The sequence below is a fragment of the Dyadobacter sp. 3J3 genome (assembly GCF_009801115.1).
Taxonomy (GTDB): domain Bacteria; phylum Bacteroidota; class Bacteroidia; order Cytophagales; family Spirosomataceae; genus Dyadobacter.
On sequence record NZ_VTOL01000009.1, the window covers coordinates 60,466 to 77,293 of the forward strand.

Genomic DNA, 16,828 nt, shown 5'->3' on the forward strand with positions numbered 1-16,828 from the left:
AATGAGTAAAATCTCTGCTGGTAAAAAGATTTTAGAATAATGGAATTAATTAAACAACTCCTTCGAACCATTTTCTAAGGAGTTATTTAATTCTCAGGGTGAATCTCTTAGACGGGCTTCTTCAAAATCCAGTTCCCTTTCCCGGGCTTTCAGCATTTCGTCTGAATATATTTTTTCCCTTCTTAATTTTTGCAATTCATCCCGCTTGATTGAAACAATTTCAACCAGCATACTTCTATATTTGGGCAGAAAATCAGCATTCGAACTCCTTGATTCCTTTTCTACCAAACGATTATTCGCATTTTCGATCATTCTTTCGTAGCGTTCTTTTAGCCGGCTGAAAGCATCAATTACTTGTACTTCTTCGCCATAAGAAGATTGCATATGGCTAAGACTGGCAGTAGCCAGACGTAAGCGAACCGCGATTTCCTGTTTTTCCTCATTCCCTCCGTCATCTGTAATATTCAGCCATTTTATCAAATAAGGCAGACTTAATCCTTGCAAAACAAGTGTAAAAAGGATTACGACAAAGGTGATAAAAAGAATCAGGTCACGTTGCGGAAATGCAGTTGTACTATTCGTTAGCGTAAGCGGTACCGCCAGGCCCGAAGCCAGCGAAACCACTCCGCGCATGCCACTCCACCCGACAATAAAAACCGTTTGCCATGATGGCTTTAATTCGTTTTCCCGAACCCTTTTGCTTAGTAAGCGCGGCAAATAAGAGCTTGGAAAAACCCAGAGCAGACGAATCAAGATTGTAACAATACTAATTACTACTGCATACGTGACAGATTCCATTATTGAATTTTCACCTAATCCTTCAATAATATCCGGCAACTGTAATCCTATCATAATAAAGACAATACCATTAAGCAGAAAAACAACCGTTTCCCAGACATACTGGGACTGCATTCTGGAATTATAAGAAAGGATTTCATTGGACCGGTAACTCAAAAACAAACCTCCGCTGACGGTTGCCAAAACACCGGAATAATGAAAATGTTCGGCACCAATGTACATCAGATAAGGCGCTATAAACGTCAATGCGGTGTCAATACTTGAATTGGTAGGAAAAAACCGGTGTACCAGATAAATTAAATGAGCAATGGCAAGCCCAATAATTATACCCATGATTGCAACCAGAAAAAAATCCAGTCCTGCCTTCCAGAAAACAAATTGTCCGGTTAGTAAAGTCGTCAAAGCAACACGAAAAACGATGAGCGAAGATGCATCATTTACTAAGCTTTCACCTTCCAGAATTGCTACAACACGTTTGGGGATTTTTAAGCCTTGTAAAACTGATGTTGCCGCGACAGCATCCGGTGGAGAAATAATTCCTCCCAAAACAAACCCCATAGCCAATGTAAAATCAGGGATCATGGCGTTGGACAAATATGCTACTGCGGTTGCCGTAAATACAACAAGGCCAATAGCCAATAGCCCTATGGGACGCTTAAATTGCCAGAAATCTTTCCAGGAAGTATTCCATGCAGCAAAATATAAAAGCGGCGGTAAAAATAGCAGAAAAACCCAATCAGGTTCAAGAGAAATATGAGGAATTCCTGGAATGAAACTAATGAGCAATCCAGCAATAACCAAGAAAATAGGATAAGAAATTTGCAGTTTTTCGCTCAGCATTGTGAGCATGGAAACAACAAACAAAAGTGATATAACGATAAGTAAATTATCCTGGATGTTATCCTGAGCCATTAGCCAGATAGATGTTTTCATTTTCAAGGTTCAAATTCCACAAAGCCAAAGAAATGTATAATTTACGAAATTTAAATTATTTGGTCACCATTTTCTCCTATGCTAAATTTTGAATTTGGTGATTTTACCGAACGATTTTTGAAGTTAATTGGCAAAAAACTAAGAGAATTATTTATCTTTAAACCTTTGCATAACATAGAAGGATGAGTTGTAAAACTCTTAGAATTTATGTAAATACAATTATTTAAAACCTAATCCCTTTTAAACATGAATGCTTCTCGTCGAGATGTCTTAAAAATGGCAGGTGTTGCCCTGGCTGGCAGTGCATTACCCGCTATCACGATTCTTAATCCAAACAAGGTTTTTGCCGGAACTAATGCTGATACACTGAAAATCGGTTTGATTGGTTGCGGAGGACGCGGATCCGGAGCTGCTAACCAAGCCTTGAAAGCTGACCCAAACGTTGTATTACATGCAATGGGTGACATTTTCCCGGATAAACTACAATCTTCACTTGAAAACCTAACGAAGGTCCACGGTTCAAAAGTTAAGGTTGATGACGGACATAAATTCGTTGGTTTTGATGCTTACAAAAAAGTATTGGAATCGGGGGTTGACGTTGTACTTCTTGCTACACCTCCACATTTCCGCCCGGAACATTTGACGGCGGCCATCAATGCAGGGAAACACGTTTTTTGTGAAAAACCGGTTGCGGTTGACGCGCCTGGTGTGCGGAAGGTTTTGGATGCTGCTAAATTGGCAAAGCAAAAAAATATTTCTCTGATGTCAGGTTTTTGCTGGAGATACCATGAGCCAAAAAGAGCCAGTTTTGGAAGAATCCTTGATGGAGCTGTAGGTGATATTTCCGCGATTTATAATACGTATGATACAGGTACATTATGGTCATTCCCACGCGTACAGGGCTGGACAGATGCACAATATGTTTTGCGTAACTGGACTTACTACACGTGGCTGGCAGGAGATCATATTGTTGAACAGGCTGTTCATAGTATTGATATGATGTCATGGGCCATGGGTGGTAAATTGCCAATTTCAGCAACCGGAACAGGTGGTCGCCAGGTTAGAACGGAGGAGCTTTTTGGCAATATTTTTGACCATTTCGCTGTAACATACGAATATGAAAACGGCGTAAAAGGCTTCCACCATTCAAGACAACAGGCAAACTGTGAAAACAGCTACCTTGTTGAAACGATTGGTACAAAAGGAAGAGCGATGGTAAACTGTGCCCGTAACGTTCACGAGATCTACGGCCAGAATCCATGGAAATATGAAGGAAAACAAAATGATATGTACCAGACTGAACATGACGAATTGTTTGCCTCAATCCGTAAAGGTACTCCGTTAAACGACGGTGAATTTATGGCGCAGAGCACTCTTTTGGCGATCATGGGAAGAATGGCAGCTTATACAGGAAAAAGAGTAACCTGGGAGGAAGCAATGAATTCAACAGAAAAACTAGGACCTCAAAGTTCAGCTGATTTCAGTTTTGACATGAAGCCTCCGATCGTTGAAGTTGCAAGACCTGGTATCACTGCTTTCTCTTAATATCGGCATGGATAGAAGAGAATTTATCAAAAATACTGCTTTTGCAACGGGTGCTGTGATAGGACTTGGTGCAATAACAGACGTCGTTGCATCTGCTTCCAATATTATTCTTCCAGGACAAATAAATTCTGCACCGCTACCCAAAGCCATGATCAAGAAAAGCTTGAAATGGGGTATGGTGAAGGAAGATTTGTCTGTAATGGATAAATTTAAAATGCTGAAAGACATTGGGTATGACGGCGTTGAGCTGGATTCTCCGAATGATCTGAACATGAAGGAAATTCTGGCTGCCAGAGATAAAACGGGCCTGGAACTTCCGGGGACTGTAAACTCGAAACACTGGAAATTACCTTTATCCGATCCGGATCCGAAAAAACGTGCTGAATGTGTGAAATCCATTGAACAGGCTCTCTGGGATACTAAACAATATGGCGGGACTACGGTATTGGTTGTTCCCGGTGTTGTTAATGCGGAGGTTTCCTATTCTGAGGCTTATGAACGTTCACGTGCTGAGCTTACCAAACTGTTGCCAATTGCTGAAAAAACAGGGGTAAAAATTGCTCTGGAAAATGTTTGGAATCAGTTTTTGCTAAGCCCGATGGAAGCAGCAAAATATGTTGATGATTTCAAACATCCGATGATTGGCTGGTATTTTGATGTAGGAAATGTTCTGCGTTATAGCTGGCCGGTTTCCTGGATAGAAGCGTTGGATAAACGTATTTTAAAAATTGATTTAAAAGAATTCAGTTTTAAAAAGCAGAATGATCTGGGTCTCTGGAAAGGCTTTGATGTAGAATTCTTTGATGGAGACTGTAACTGGCCGGAAGTCAATAAGGCCTTGCAAAAAGTCGGATATTCTGGCTGGGCTTCTGCCGAAGTTAGCGGCGGTGATCGGAAAAGATTACAGACGATAAAGGATTTTATGGATAAGATTTTCGCGTCGTAAACTATTCGGGGCAATCATTCGGGACCTCGTTGGGGCAATCCCTTGTGGTTGCCCTTTTTCTTATCCGGGAAATCTTTATTATCCGAATATTCCCTAAATCGGGTTTTCCTGGGGATGTTTTTTCGATAACTCCGGGCGACCACAAGGGATCGCCCCTACCTCATGCTGTAACTTTTGGTTTGGCGGATTTTTAATTCGTCTCCAATTATTTCTACGCGTTTAACTTCTTTGAAAACATTTTCTTTGTCCATAAAACCTATAACACAAGTTAATGGCTCTTTGCCTTTTTGAACTTCCACTTTCGGCTGGATTCCTAAGTTTGGAACAACCAGATCATCTTCCGCTTCCAGCTCCTTATATTTTACTTTGATCTTGTATTTAAATGTTTGTTCGGTTTCAAATAGGCTTACAGCAAATTTCCAATCGTTAAGTCCATCTTTATCTTTCACAGGTTCACTGTAACTTGACACGGCTTCCGGTTTTACTACTTTTCTGACATCGGAAATTTCGGCATTTGAATCTCCTCCACTTTCACCGGATCCATTCTTTTTATTACAAGCTAATAAGGCAATCAGGGCAAATGCGTAACAATACTTTTTCATAGACTATTAAATGAAGGATAATGTTTGGAAAAATGGAAGATAGGAAATCGACCTTTAAAAATGCCGGTTCTCTTGTGAATATTTCATTAATATTCCAACTTTGAATTATTTCAAAACCAATTCTGCTTCCCTGGGATGTTGCTGCTGATATTCTTTTTTAACGATGTCAGCCGTTTTATGATCGCCGGTATGATTCCAGCCAGGAGGCATAAAAATGTACAAAAATTTGTTTTTTAATCCCGGAGCATGATAAACATCTTTTACCAGCACAACGATTTCTCCAAAATAAGCATCCAGAAAATCACCTGACTTCATGGGACGGGAGATCCCATATTCAATATCCAGATCTCTTTTTTCATCCTGTAACGTACCAAATGCCCTATCCCAGATATTCAACAAATTACAAAAGTTGGTATCCATATATAAGGGATTCTTTGCATGGTGTACACGGTGATGTGATGGTGTCAATATGATTTTATTTAAAAAACCCAGACGGCCATCTCTCAGAATATTTTCGCCGACATGAATAAATGATCCCCAGGTGCCATCGATGAACATGATCAGGAAAAGTAACGGCGGATTTACACCTAGTAAAATACAAATTGTCGTCCTGATAATATCGGCATAAGGCGCTTCCAGAAAGAAATGAGCATAAGTCACAGACATATTCATGTATTCCGGAGCATGATGTGTAGAATGAAGGCACCAGAAAATTCTTACTTTATGACCCAGGTAATGATAAACAAAATGAGCCAGCTCCCAAACAATATAACCATAAATAAACCAGTACCAGGTAAGTTCTGATTTAAAAATAGCATAAGGCTCAAAGAAACCGATGCAAAATGCCACCATAGCAATGGAAATAAACCGCGAGACAAAACGGTTCAGGACATAGGTAAAAAATGATATTTTGTATTGTGAAAATGTATATTTTCTATAAAACAGACTTCGGATTATTTCAATGACAAGTAGAACCGGAACAAAAGGACCCAACGCCGATTGAATTCCTTTCTGGGTAAGTAAGACTTCGTAATCTCCGGAATTTATAATTTCAAATAACTTGTGATAATTGAAGAAACCGGTAAACTCCTTATAAATCGTTTCCAGAAATTCCATCGTATCAAGGTTTAGTAATGATTAATTAATTAAATAATAAAGAATCGATGATCTTTGATTTACCCTTTTATCAATTAGGATCAATAATAACAATCTCATTAATTTGCATTATTTTAGACCCTGATTAAATTTCCAGGTACCGTACCACAATCCTTTCGACTAACTTCCACTCCAACGCATGGCCCTTAATTATATCTTCATTGCTTTTTTTACAATAGCTTTTGTCGTTGCGTTTGCCAAATTTCTTTTTTTTGGTGACGTAGAAACTTTAAAGCTTGTAGTCGAAGGTATTCTAAGTTCATCAAAAGTTGCTGTGATGGATATTGCCTTGCCATTGGCCGGCGTCATGACATTCTTTCTGGGAATTTTAAATGTAGGTGAAAAAGCAGGAGCAATTAATATTCTGGCCAGAATAATCGGTCCGTTTTTTAGCAAATTATTTCCTGAAATCCCTAAAAATCACCCGGCAAACGGGCAGATGATTATGAATTTCGGAGCCAATATGTTGGGTTTGGATAATGCCGCAACACCTTTTGGTTTGAAAGCAATGCAGAGTCTTCAGGATTTAAATCCAAGTAAGGATACCGCATCCAATGCGCAGATCATGTTTTTGGTATTACATACCTCCGGTCTTCAGATTATCCCGCTAAGTATTATTGCCCAACGCGCCATTTTGGGAGCCTCTGACCCATCTGATGTTTTTATTCCTTGCGTCATCGGCACTTATATCACAACAGTAATTGCTTTGATCATTACGGCGGCCTGGCAAAAAATCAATCTTTTTAACCGGACAGTTGTATTGGGCCTTGGGGGTGTTACAGCGGTTCTGGCATTATTACTTTGGTATTTATCAGGTTTACCAAAAGAGCAGATCGAAACAATTTCAGTCGTTTTTGGAAATTCAGTACTCCTTTTACTTATTACTTCTTTTCTTCTTGGAGCACTATATAAAAAGGTAAATGTCTTTGAAGTATTCATTGACGGAGCCAAATTGGGCTTTGAAACCTCCGTCAAAATAATGCCTTATCTCGTAGGAATGCTGGTTGCCATCAGCGCCTTTCGTACCTGTGGAGCAATGGATTATTTGATAAACGGACTTCGGTATATAGTTATCAGTTCCGGGATCAACAGTGATTTTACCGATGCCCTCCCGGTTGCGCTTATGAAGCCTTTAAGCGGCAGCGGAGCACGTGCTTTGATGATTGAAGGTATGACAAAATTTGGCCCGGATTCGTTTGTTGGACGCCTTGGTTGCATTTTTCAGGGATCAGCAGATACAACACTTTATATAGTAGCACTTTACTTCGGATCCGTCGGGATTAAAAATTCCCGTTACGCTATTGTAGTAGGCCTCATTGCCGATTTAATCGGTGTGATCGCTGGCATTTGGCTTGGATATTTATTCTTCCATTAATTTTATTTATAGTAAAATACCCATTTACCTACTTATGCAACCGTCCGTACTAAATGGATGGTTGTTTTTTGTAGCATCATGTAATATTGAATATCTAACACAGAATAACATATGATGAATTCGTTACCAAAATCTGCATTCCTAGCCTTCATGCTTTGTGGACTTGTCCTGTTTCAGTCAGCGTACGGACAAACGAATGTTCCAAAAAAAGCAGATAATACGTATTCTCTGGAAGATTGTATCCGCATTGCTTTGGAAACAAATCCACAGGTTAAACAATCTGAAATTCAGGTGCAGCGGGATAATAACATCCATGACCAATCCCGCTGGCAGCGTTGGCCGAGTTTAAGTTTTAATGCGGCGCAAGGGTTCAATTCCGGTCGTAACATTGATCCGTTTACCAACCAGTTTGTTCAGCAAAACATTAGCCAGAACCAGTTTCAACTTGGTTCAAGTGTTATTTTGTTCAGCGGATTTCAATTAAAAAATACCATAAAACGTAATGAGATCAATGTTATGGCAAGCCAGAAAGATCTTGACGCCGCCAGAAATGATATAATGCTGAATGTTGCTCTTTCCTATTTGCAGGTGATCAGCAACGAAGAATTAATAGGTGTAGCGCAACGCCAGGTTGATGCTTCCAATTTGCAGGTTGGCCGCACAGCGAAACTTGTGGAAGCAGGAACCCTTGCAGAAAGTAATCTTTTTGATTTAAAAGCCCAGCTTGCAAACGACGAATTAACGCTTGTTAATGCGCAAAACAATCTGGAAACGGCAAAGCTTAGTTTAAAACAATTAATGAACATGCCGGGAAGCGATGAAATTAATCTGATCAAAATTCCGGTTGCAGATCCTAATCTTAGGACTTATGATGCTACGATTCAGCAGATTTACGAAAGCGCGATGAATAATCTCCCTCAAATGAAGGCTGCGGAATTGCGAACAGAAGCTGCCAAGAAAAATATTGAAATTATCCGCGGTGCTGCGATGCCAGTACTATCTTTGAACGGCGGTATCAATACGACATTTTCAAGTGTTGCACCAAAAGAAAGATTTATTTCGGATGGCTCTCCGGGCCGAACACAGGTAGTAACTTCTTCAACCGATTATATTATTGTTAATGATCAGCAATTGCCCATTGTACAGACAGTTTCAACCCCGGGAGGATCATTAAAACATTTTGGTTATCTGGATCAGCTTAATTTCAACAGAAACTCTTCTGTTAATATCAGTTTAAGAATTCCGATTTTTACCAATTTCCAGGTTAGGTACAATTTGGCCAATGCTAAACTTCAACAGCGCACAACCGAATTCCAGGCTCAGCAAGTGCAGCTTACTATTCGTAAAAATGTAGAACAAGCATACATTGATATGAATAATGCTGCTAAACGGTATTCTGCAACGGCTAATCAGGTTAGAGCTTTGGCCGAAGCTTTCCGGATTTCTCAGGTTCGTTTTGATGTGGGAGCTATCAATTCCGTTGAATACAATATTGCAAAAGCCAATCTGGACCGCGCGAATGGTAATCTTATTCAAACAAAGTATGATTATGTATTCCGCACCAAAATACTTGATTTTTATATGAACAGACCTTTGTCTGATTTTTAATAAAAATTGAAATACGTCTTTTCAAAAGATAAAATCATTAATCATAGCAGGATTTCTGCTGGCCTGAAAAATAAATAACCGTAAACCAAAAAACGAATTATGGCGCGTAAATCTTCAAAACGAATATGGTGGATTGTAGGAGGTATTGTTGTACTTCTTGTCGCCGGATTATTCGGGGCAAAACAGGCCGGATATATCGGACAACCGAAACCCACCGAGGTAGAATTCACAAAGGTGAAACGCGCAGATATTATTGAGCGTGTGAGTGCTTCCGGAAAAGTCCAGCCCGAAGTAGAAGTGAAATTAAGTCCGGATGTATCCGGTGAAATCACAAATCTCTATGTCGCAGAAGGCGATTCTGTTGTCAAAGGCCAGTTGCTTTTAAAGATTCGTCCGGATAATTACGAGTCACTAATGGCCCGTGCACAGGCTGCAGTCAATTCCAGCAAAGCAAATCACGAACAGACCAAGGCATTGGTTTTACAGGCCGAAGCTAAATTATCCCAATCAAAAACGATTTATGACCGGAATAAAAAATTATACAACGATAAGGTAATTTCTGCATCAGACTTTGAACAGTTCAGTTCAAATTACGATATAGCAAAACAGGATCTTGAATCTTCAAAAGCGAATGTTTCCGCAGCTCTTTTTAATATTAAAAGTGCAGAGGCCAGTCTTCGTGATGCCGCTGAAAACTTACGCAAAACAACCATTTTCGCTCCTGTTAGTGGAATTATTTCCTTGCTCAATGTCGAAGTTGGAGAACGTGTGGTTGGAACTTCACAAATGGCAGGAACTGAAATGATGCGGATTGCCAATCTGAGCAATATGGAAGTGCGTGTTAATGTTAACGAAAATGATATCGTCCGTGTTACTTTGGGCGATACTGCCGAAATTGATGTTGACGCCTACAGTGCATCAGGCCGTAAATTTAAAGGTATTGTAAAAGAAATTGCCAATACTGCCGCTGGCCTTGCTTCCTCGACTTCAACATCAGCTGCCAGCACTTCCACAGATGCAGTAACTGAATTTGAAGTAAAAGTTAAAATCCTGAATACCTCATTCAGCGACCTTATGGCTACACGAAGCAAAAGATCTTATCCGTTTAAACCAGGCATGACCGCGTCTGTTGAAATTATCACAAATAGAAAAGATAAAGTAATCTCCGTTCCGATTGCGTCCGTGACAACAAGAAATAATGCCCCGGCAGTGGATGATAAAGATAAAAAGCCGGAAGAAGCAGAACCTGAAAAACTAAAAGGACAAAAAGAAGAAGCAATCAAAGAAGTTATATTTGTTGCTGTAAATGGAAAAGCTGAGATGCGTGAGGTAAAAACCGGAATCAGCGATTTTGAAAATATCGAGATTTTATCGGGATTAAAAGAAGGAGATGAAATTATATCCGGACCTTATATTGTTGTGTCCAAAACACTAAAAACAGGAGACATTGTCGAGAAAAAGAAAGAAGAAGTGAAAAAAGATGACAAAAAATCAAATGAAAACTAGAACGTGTGCGTTACAAATATGTAATAAGTTCGATTTAGTTTAGGTTAAAAAGAAATCCTTGCGGCTTTGCTGCAAGGATTTTTTATTTAATTCGTGATTTCAATCTTCAAGGGTTTTTCAGCCGAGAGATCGAAGTCTGTCAAATTATTCCGTTATCCGATATTTTTCCATAGTTCTGCGACTGCAAAACCAATCATGATCAGGCAAAGCAGTACCTGAATGATAATACCCGTCAGAAAACCGACGAATGAACCCAAGGCTGATTTTAAAGCTGCATTTATTTTAGCCCCACCTATTAATTCTCCCAGTAACGCGCCAAGAAATGTCCCGATAAAAACGCCGATAGCCGGAATAAAAAGAAATCCTGCAAGTAAACCGAGTGTTGCGCCTATTGCCCCATACCTTGTTCCGCCAAATTTTTTCGTCCCCCAAACAGGAATATAATAATCCAGCACGGCGATTACTACGGTTATAAAACCGAGCGTGTAAAGCGTAGTCTGGCTGAATTCGGCGAACTTACTGATATGTAGTAAAATAAGTCCTGCAAAACTTAAAGCCGGTCCGGGAAGTGGCAAAATCGCTCCGGCAAGTCCAGTAAATAAACACGCGATACCGACAACGAGAAGCAAAATATCCATAACTGTGATGTTAAATTAACACTGAATTAATAAAAAAACATTTGGCCGTCCTATCTTTGTAAATTGAAATGGCGATTATTCTAAAAAAGGTCTAACCTTATGGTATGCAACTAATCGTCTGCAATTTGTGAAAAAGTGCTCACTGGCATTCATTTTTATTAGTGAAGGTAAAAAAGTCACTTATTCAATCATTCAGGAAATCATTCATAAAAAAAACAAATGTCCAAAGTTCTTATTATTGGTGCCGGCGGCGTCGGAAGTGTGGTGGCGCATAAATGTGCACTGAACAGCCATGTATTTACGAGCATAATGCTTGCAAGTCGTACAAAATCAAAATGCGATAAAATTGCAGGTGAAATTAAAGAAATGCACGGAGTTGACATCGAAACAGCTCAGGTTGATGCTGATATTGTTGCTGAAACTGTGATGCTGATCAAACGCTTCCAGCCAAAATTGCTAATTAACGTTGCACTTCCATACCAGGATTTGACGATCATGGAAGCTTGTCTTGCGACTGGCGTTCATTATCTTGATACGGCGAATTATGAACCAAAAGATGTTGCCAAATTTGAATATAGCTGGCAATGGGCTTATCAGCAGCGATTTAAAGATGCTGGATTGATGGCTTTATTAGGATGTGGTTTTGATCCGGGTGTTACACAGGTTTTCACTTCTTACGCCAACAAACATTATTTCGACGAAATGCATTACCTGGATATCATCGACTGTAATGCCGGTGACCATGGAAAAGCATTTGCTACGAATTTTAATCCTGAAATCAATATTCGTGAAATTACCCAACCAGGACGTTACTGGGAAAATGGAGAATGGATTGAAATAGAAGCCATGTCCATTCACAAACCAATCGAATATCCTGGAATCGGACCAAAAGAAAGTTATGTTCTTTACCACGAAGAACTTGAATCGCTGGTAAAAAACTTCCCGACTTTGAAACGTGCACGTTTCTGGATGACCTTCGGACAGGCTTATATCACACATTTAAATGTGCTTGAAAATGTTGGAATGACCAGTATCAAACCTATCAAATTTAACGGAATGGATATCGTTCCTCTTGAATTTTTGAAAGCAGTTTTGCCAGCTCCTGATTCTTTGGGAGAAAATTATTCAGGCCAGACTTCGATCGGTTGCCAGATTAAAGGAACAAAAGATGGTGAGGAAACTTCTTACTACGTTTGGAATAACTGTGACCACGCAGCATGTTATAAAGAAGTAAAAGCACAAGCGGTAAGTTATACAACCGGCGTTCCGGCCATGATCGGCGCTATGCTAATGCTTACTGATGAAGAATGGATGAAACCAGGTGTATGGAACTGCGAAGAGCTGAATCCTGATCCGTTTATGGCACATTTGAATACCCAGGGTTTACCATGGAACGAAAGAATCAATATCCCGCTTCCACATGAATATCCTGCTTGATAGAAAATAAGGGAAGAACAAAATACTCCAAAACCAGAAAAGCCAACTTTAAAAGTTGGCTTTTCTGGTTTTGGAGTAAAAACCCAAATTATTTTATCTAAAATTTAACTCAAAACACAATCAATTTCAAACGCCAATCATTAACCCTTAACCATTAATAATTAACAATTAAAAAATCATCCTTCCATCGTAATCGTTGCCCTCGTACAAACTCCACCAATAGGAGGATTGAATTTCGAAACTCTTACGGTTACTTTTTTAACATCAGGATAATGCTCTCTTACGCTTGCGATAACTTTAAAACCAATATGTTCTAACAATTTCGCCGGTTCCTGCATCACTTTTGCAGCAATCTGATAGAGCGTTTCATAATTGACCGTCGCGCTTAATTTATCTTTGACGGCCGCTTCAATGAAATCAGTATCGATTGTGATATCCAGAGCATATTTGTTACCAATTCTTTGTTCTTCCGGGTAATAGCCGTGATAGGCAAAAAACTCCAGGCCTTCTAATGCGATAGTACCCAATGTAAATTATATTTGGTCAAAGAATGATCCGCCAGAACTTTTTGGCAAAACTGGTTCCTGAGGTTTCTCTCTAAAAGTATTTACAGCTTCGCGTACAGGAGGCGTTTCGCGTGATTTTCGCATCTGTTCAACCATTTCCAACGCCGCATCTGCCGGACTTAAATCTTCATGTTTTACCGTTGGAACTGAAATTTCTTTTACTTCTTCAATAACAGGAGCAACCTCTTCCTGCTCCAAAACCATTTCCGGCTCTTCTTCCACGATTTCCTCTTCTACCAAAAATGGCTCATTGGATTCTTCCGGTGTTGCAACAATTTCAAACGCTACTTCCGGAGTTTCATCATTCAAGACAACGGCTAATTCAGTAACCTCCGGTTCTGATTTTTCAACCTCAATTGGGATAGGAAGTTTTTTAGGAATCTCAATTTCAGCAACATGCTGTTTGATTTCCTCCATTTTGTTCAGGACAGATTCCTTATCATATTTATTCTCAAACCTTTCAACCGTCTCAATTGTATTATTGGCCAATGAAGAAAGCTGCACAACAAGATTATCTCTGAAATTTTCAATGGCGCGGAAATCGCGCTCCTGGTTTTTAATTTCAACCGCAAAATCCTCTTTAAATTTCTTAAGACGATTTTCCGTTTCAAGAATGATTTGATTCGTTCTGTTCTCGGCTTCCTCAATCAGGTTATTAGCCTGTTCTTTGGATTCACCAATTCGCTTATCCGCAGATTCAATCGCCTCTTTCTCAATTTGTCGACTCACATCTTCCGCCGACTTTAGCGTACGGAAAAGCGTTGATTCTATATCTTTTAACTTGCTAAGTTCTTTTTCAGCATACTCCAACTGCATTTTCAACATGCTGTTTTCACTCGAAAAGCGCTCCCATTCCTGCGACAAAGAGTTAAGAAATGCATCAACTTCGTCAGGATTGTAACCTCTGAAAATCTTTTCAAACGTATGTTTACGTATGTCTATTGCTGAAATTTTCATGATGGATATATGCTTTTAATTTTAATTCGTAACGGTCGTCTAAGATAAAGACATATGACCAACATTTCAAAGTATTTGACTGAATTACACTTTTTAACCATATTAAATGGCCACTTCCCAAACCGAAATCATACGATCATCACTGCATGATACTAACTGATTTTCAAAGTTTGTCCAGAGTAACTTGTTCACCGAAGTAGCATGCCCAGCCAGGCGCGAACGGTCTATTATTTTTTTCAGCCTGAATGTTTCTGCATCCCATAACTTAATGGATTTGTCCATACTGCATGTTGCAAAATGTTTTCCATCCGGACTAAAAACAATGTTATTAACTGCATACATATGCGCTGAAACATCACTTACAGCTTCATAATGGTTTTGAACATCCCAGATTTTGATATGCGCATCTCTTCCTGTTGTAAAAAGAAAATTCCCGTCCGGAGAATATTGAACGGAAAAAACCGAATTAGTGTGTGCAGAAATTGTTTTTTTTAATTTGAATCCGTCAAAATCAAAAATGTGAATATTCCAGTCGCTGTCTCCAACGGCAAATTCACCTGTAACCGGATTTACCGAAATAGAGCGTACACTGTTGTTGGCAACTTTAATATGTTTTTGAACAGAAAGTGAAGGCACATCCATCACAGCAATTACACCATCACCCAAAGCAAGTAAAGCTTTGTTTTGCCAAATTTTAATATCAAAAATCGCCGAAGCCGTGACTTTTGAAGCATATTCAATTTTATTATTAACGGTATCAACGACCTGAATTCCTTCAAAATTCTGACCGATCCAGAGAAAATCATTTGTTACATCCAGGCACAACGAATAAACTGAAACTCCTGCTTTTGCAACCAGTTTTCCCATATCCGGCTTTTTTAAATCCCAGTGTATGACAAATCCGTCACCTCCGGCAGAGTAAAATCCATGATCGGTATTATCAGAAATAATTGTATAAACGCTGTCGCGATGACCGGAAAAAGTGTCTACTTTGCGAATTATCATTTTGTGAAGCTTTTGGCTGTTAGCTATTAGCACTTAGCTATGGCCATTAGCATTAATAGTAGAAAAACAGTAACCTGCTTTTGTAAATTTATATAAAAATTAAGACGTCTTTTGTAAAAAATAAACAGTTACATCCAACTGTCATTACAATACAATAACCGTTTGAGCCGCACTAAAAGCTAAATGCTAACAGCTAAACGCTCGATTTAAACAGAAATAATATGCCGCTCGTTCATTCCGAAAAGATTGAAGAGACCAGTACTTTGCTACTCTGGAAATTAATAGAAACCGAATCTGAATTACACGAAAGCCTGGGTTCTTCGTATAATCTGGATGATTTGGAAACAATTTCGCATCCTCAAAAAAGACGAGAATGGCTGGCCAGCCGGATTCTGATTAAAATTCTGGTAGAGCAATTTGGCTTTCTTTACGAAGGCACTCATAAGGACGAACACGGAAAGGCATTTCTGGTTAATAACGCATCTCACATTTCGTTGACGCATACCTTTGATTATGTTGCCGCCGTCATCAATGCATCCGCACCCGTGGGTATTGACATGGAAAAAACGGACTTCAAACTTCAAAGAACTTCCGGCAAGTTTCTGTCAGCCCCTGAATTTGAACAAGCCAACAATCATCTCGAAGTTCTTTGCATGTACTGGTGCGCGAAGGAAGCGATCTACAAATTGTATGGAAAAAAGAAAATCAGCTTCAAAAATTCAATTTATATCAAACCGTTTGATAAGTCACAATCGATCGTAAAAGGCATTTTATCCGACGACGATGAAAATCTTAAAGTCAAGTCCAATATCCACGTTCGCTGGTTTGAAGAATACTGCCTTGCAATTTCTGTTTAAACACTGTCGTCTCCGAAACTTTCCAGCATTGATTTAAGAATATTTTCAATTTCCTTAATTTTCTCCTGATCACCTGTTTTTTCATAGGATAAAATCAGATTACGTAAAACCCGTTGAATGATTTCAAGATTCGTGCAGGGATTATAAAAAATGTCCTTTGGTTTAATATTTAGCTGAGCTATATAATGATCAATATCGGTTTTTGAAAAAATAATCCCCCGATTGAAAACATTGATATAAAACTGCGTATTGTGGCTTTTATAAGTAAGCACAAACAAATTCGGAAGATTGACCCCGTAAACCGGCAAACCAAGTTTCCGTGCAATCAGCAAATAAATCACACATAAGGTAATAGGATTTCCACGACGATTTTCCAAAACCACATTAATCATCGAATTCGATGGCGAATGAAAGCTTTTTGTATTCGCGGCAAAATTCATGGTACCAAAAAATATACTATTGATCCGCTTGATCTGATCAATCGGATTCATCTCTTCCTGAAACTGTATCCAGATATCATAGTAAAGCTGTTCAACAATCGTTTTAAGATTCTCGAGCGAAAGTTCAGGATAATGGTAAGTTGACAAAATCCACATTCCTTCCATTAAATCCAGACCGCCGCCATTTTTCCATGATTGCAATCGTTCGTTCATGATACTTAATTGAAGCTCATGAATCAGTTCTTCTATTTTACGCTGAAGATTCGGGTTGAAGCTTTCTTCCCATTCTGTTTCCAGAAACGGTATCACATTTCCACCTAATGATAAGATCTTCCCCTCAACGTGCTGAGTTACTTCATGATCTTCGTCATCAAGTAAGGATATCAGCGCTTTTATTTCTCTCTTGTTCATTTTCTGTCGAATCTGCTTTTAACAACCAACGGATAAATAAAAACATTTT

The 16,828-nt window shown here is 39.1% G+C and carries 15 protein-coding genes; 7 read left to right on the plus strand and 8 right to left on the minus strand.

Annotated elements, in window-relative coordinates; translation table 11 throughout:
• Window positions 1-93 precede the first annotated feature (93 nt).
• Window positions 94-1,731, minus strand: a complete 1,638-nt coding sequence (locus FZF08_RS19540) for a Na+/H+ antiporter (RefSeq protein WP_159471872.1) — start codon at window positions 1,729-1,731, stop codon at window positions 94-96.
• 276 nt (window positions 1,732-2,007) lie between these two features.
• Between FZF08_RS19540 and FZF08_RS19545 the strand changes: the two genes are divergently transcribed.
• Both FZF08_RS19545 and FZF08_RS19550 read left to right on the plus strand, forming a co-directional pair.
• A complete protein-coding gene (locus tag FZF08_RS19545; RefSeq protein WP_159472785.1) occupies window positions 2,008-3,276 on the plus strand; it encodes a Gfo/Idh/MocA family protein in 1,269 nt (422 codons plus the stop codon).
• A gap of 7 nt (window positions 3,277-3,283) precedes the next feature.
• Window positions 3,284-4,222 (plus strand): sugar phosphate isomerase/epimerase family protein, encoded by a 939-nt coding sequence (locus FZF08_RS19550; protein WP_159471874.1) that lies wholly within the window; start codon window positions 3,284-3,286, stop codon window positions 4,220-4,222.
• Between the two features lie 155 nt (window positions 4,223-4,377).
• Here the strand turns inward: FZF08_RS19550 and FZF08_RS19555 are convergent, their stop codons facing one another.
• Both FZF08_RS19555 and FZF08_RS19560 read right to left on the minus strand, forming a co-directional pair.
• Window positions 4,378-4,824: a hypothetical protein gene (locus FZF08_RS19555; protein WP_159471876.1), complete on the minus strand. Its 447-nt coding sequence runs from the start codon at window positions 4,822-4,824 to the stop codon at window positions 4,378-4,380.
• Window positions 4,825-4,929: 105 nt separating this feature from the next.
• Window positions 4,930-5,940, minus strand: coding sequence for a sterol desaturase family protein (locus tag FZF08_RS19560; protein WP_159471878.1), 1,011 nt, complete (start codon window positions 5,938-5,940; stop codon window positions 4,930-4,932).
• A 178-nt stretch (window positions 5,941-6,118) separates the two neighbouring features.
• On the opposite strand from FZF08_RS19560, the gene FZF08_RS19565 reads away from it, so the two are divergent.
• From FZF08_RS19565 to FZF08_RS19575, 3 genes are all read left to right on the plus strand, one after another.
• Window positions 6,119-7,354 (plus strand): nucleoside recognition domain-containing protein, encoded by a 1,236-nt coding sequence (locus tag FZF08_RS19565; protein WP_159471880.1) that lies wholly within the window; start codon window positions 6,119-6,121, stop codon window positions 7,352-7,354.
• 111 nt (window positions 7,355-7,465) lie between these two features.
• The gene (locus tag FZF08_RS19570) at window positions 7,466-8,962 is read left to right on the plus strand and encodes a TolC family protein (protein WP_159471882.1); all 1,497 of its coding nucleotides are present in this window, start codon (window positions 7,466-7,468) and stop codon (window positions 8,960-8,962) included.
• 99 nt (window positions 8,963-9,061) lie between these two features.
• Entirely contained in the window at window positions 9,062-10,468 is a 1,407-nt protein-coding gene (locus FZF08_RS19575) for an efflux RND transporter periplasmic adaptor subunit (RefSeq protein WP_159471884.1), read from the plus strand.
• A 152-nt stretch (window positions 10,469-10,620) separates the two neighbouring features.
• On the opposite strand, the gene FZF08_RS19580 is transcribed toward FZF08_RS19575, so the two are convergent.
• Window positions 10,621-11,106, minus strand: coding sequence for a DUF456 domain-containing protein (locus tag FZF08_RS19580; protein WP_159471886.1), 486 nt, complete (start codon window positions 11,104-11,106; stop codon window positions 10,621-10,623).
• 219 nt (window positions 11,107-11,325) lie between these two features.
• On the opposite strand from FZF08_RS19580, the gene FZF08_RS19585 reads away from it, so the two are divergent.
• On the plus strand, window positions 11,326-12,543 hold the full coding sequence (locus FZF08_RS19585) for a saccharopine dehydrogenase family protein (protein WP_159471888.1): 1,218 nt from the start codon (window positions 11,326-11,328) through the stop codon (window positions 12,541-12,543).
• A 176-nt stretch (window positions 12,544-12,719) separates the two neighbouring features.
• Here the strand turns inward: FZF08_RS19585 and folB are convergent, their stop codons facing one another.
• The 3 genes from folB to FZF08_RS19600 form a co-directional block, all read right to left on the minus strand.
• Window positions 12,720-13,070, minus strand: coding sequence for a dihydroneopterin aldolase (gene folB, locus FZF08_RS19590; protein ID WP_159471891.1), 351 nt, complete (start codon window positions 13,068-13,070; stop codon window positions 12,720-12,722).
• 6 nt (window positions 13,071-13,076) lie between these two features.
• Complete coding sequence (locus FZF08_RS19595; protein WP_159471896.1) at window positions 13,077-14,066, minus strand: DivIVA domain-containing protein; 990 nt, start codon at window positions 14,064-14,066, stop codon at window positions 13,077-13,079.
• 102 nt (window positions 14,067-14,168) lie between these two features.
• Window positions 14,169-15,071 carry a WD40 repeat domain-containing protein gene (locus tag FZF08_RS19600; protein ID WP_159471899.1) on the minus strand — a complete coding sequence of 301 codons (903 nt, stop codon included), beginning with the start codon at window positions 15,069-15,071 and terminating at the stop codon, window positions 14,169-14,171.
• Window positions 15,072-15,292: 221 nt separating this feature from the next.
• Between FZF08_RS19600 and FZF08_RS19605 the strand changes: the two genes are divergently transcribed.
• Window positions 15,293-15,928 carry a 4'-phosphopantetheinyl transferase superfamily protein gene (locus tag FZF08_RS19605; protein WP_159471923.1) on the plus strand — a complete coding sequence of 212 codons (636 nt, stop codon included), beginning with the start codon at window positions 15,293-15,295 and terminating at the stop codon, window positions 15,926-15,928.
• Here FZF08_RS19605 and FZF08_RS19610 read toward each other — a convergent pair.
• A complete protein-coding gene (locus tag FZF08_RS19610) occupies window positions 15,925-16,779 on the minus strand; it encodes a transglutaminase-like domain-containing protein (protein WP_159471926.1) in 855 nt (284 codons plus the stop codon). The genes FZF08_RS19605 and FZF08_RS19610 overlap by 4 nt on opposite strands.
• Between the last annotated feature and the right edge of the window lie 49 nt (window positions 16,780-16,828).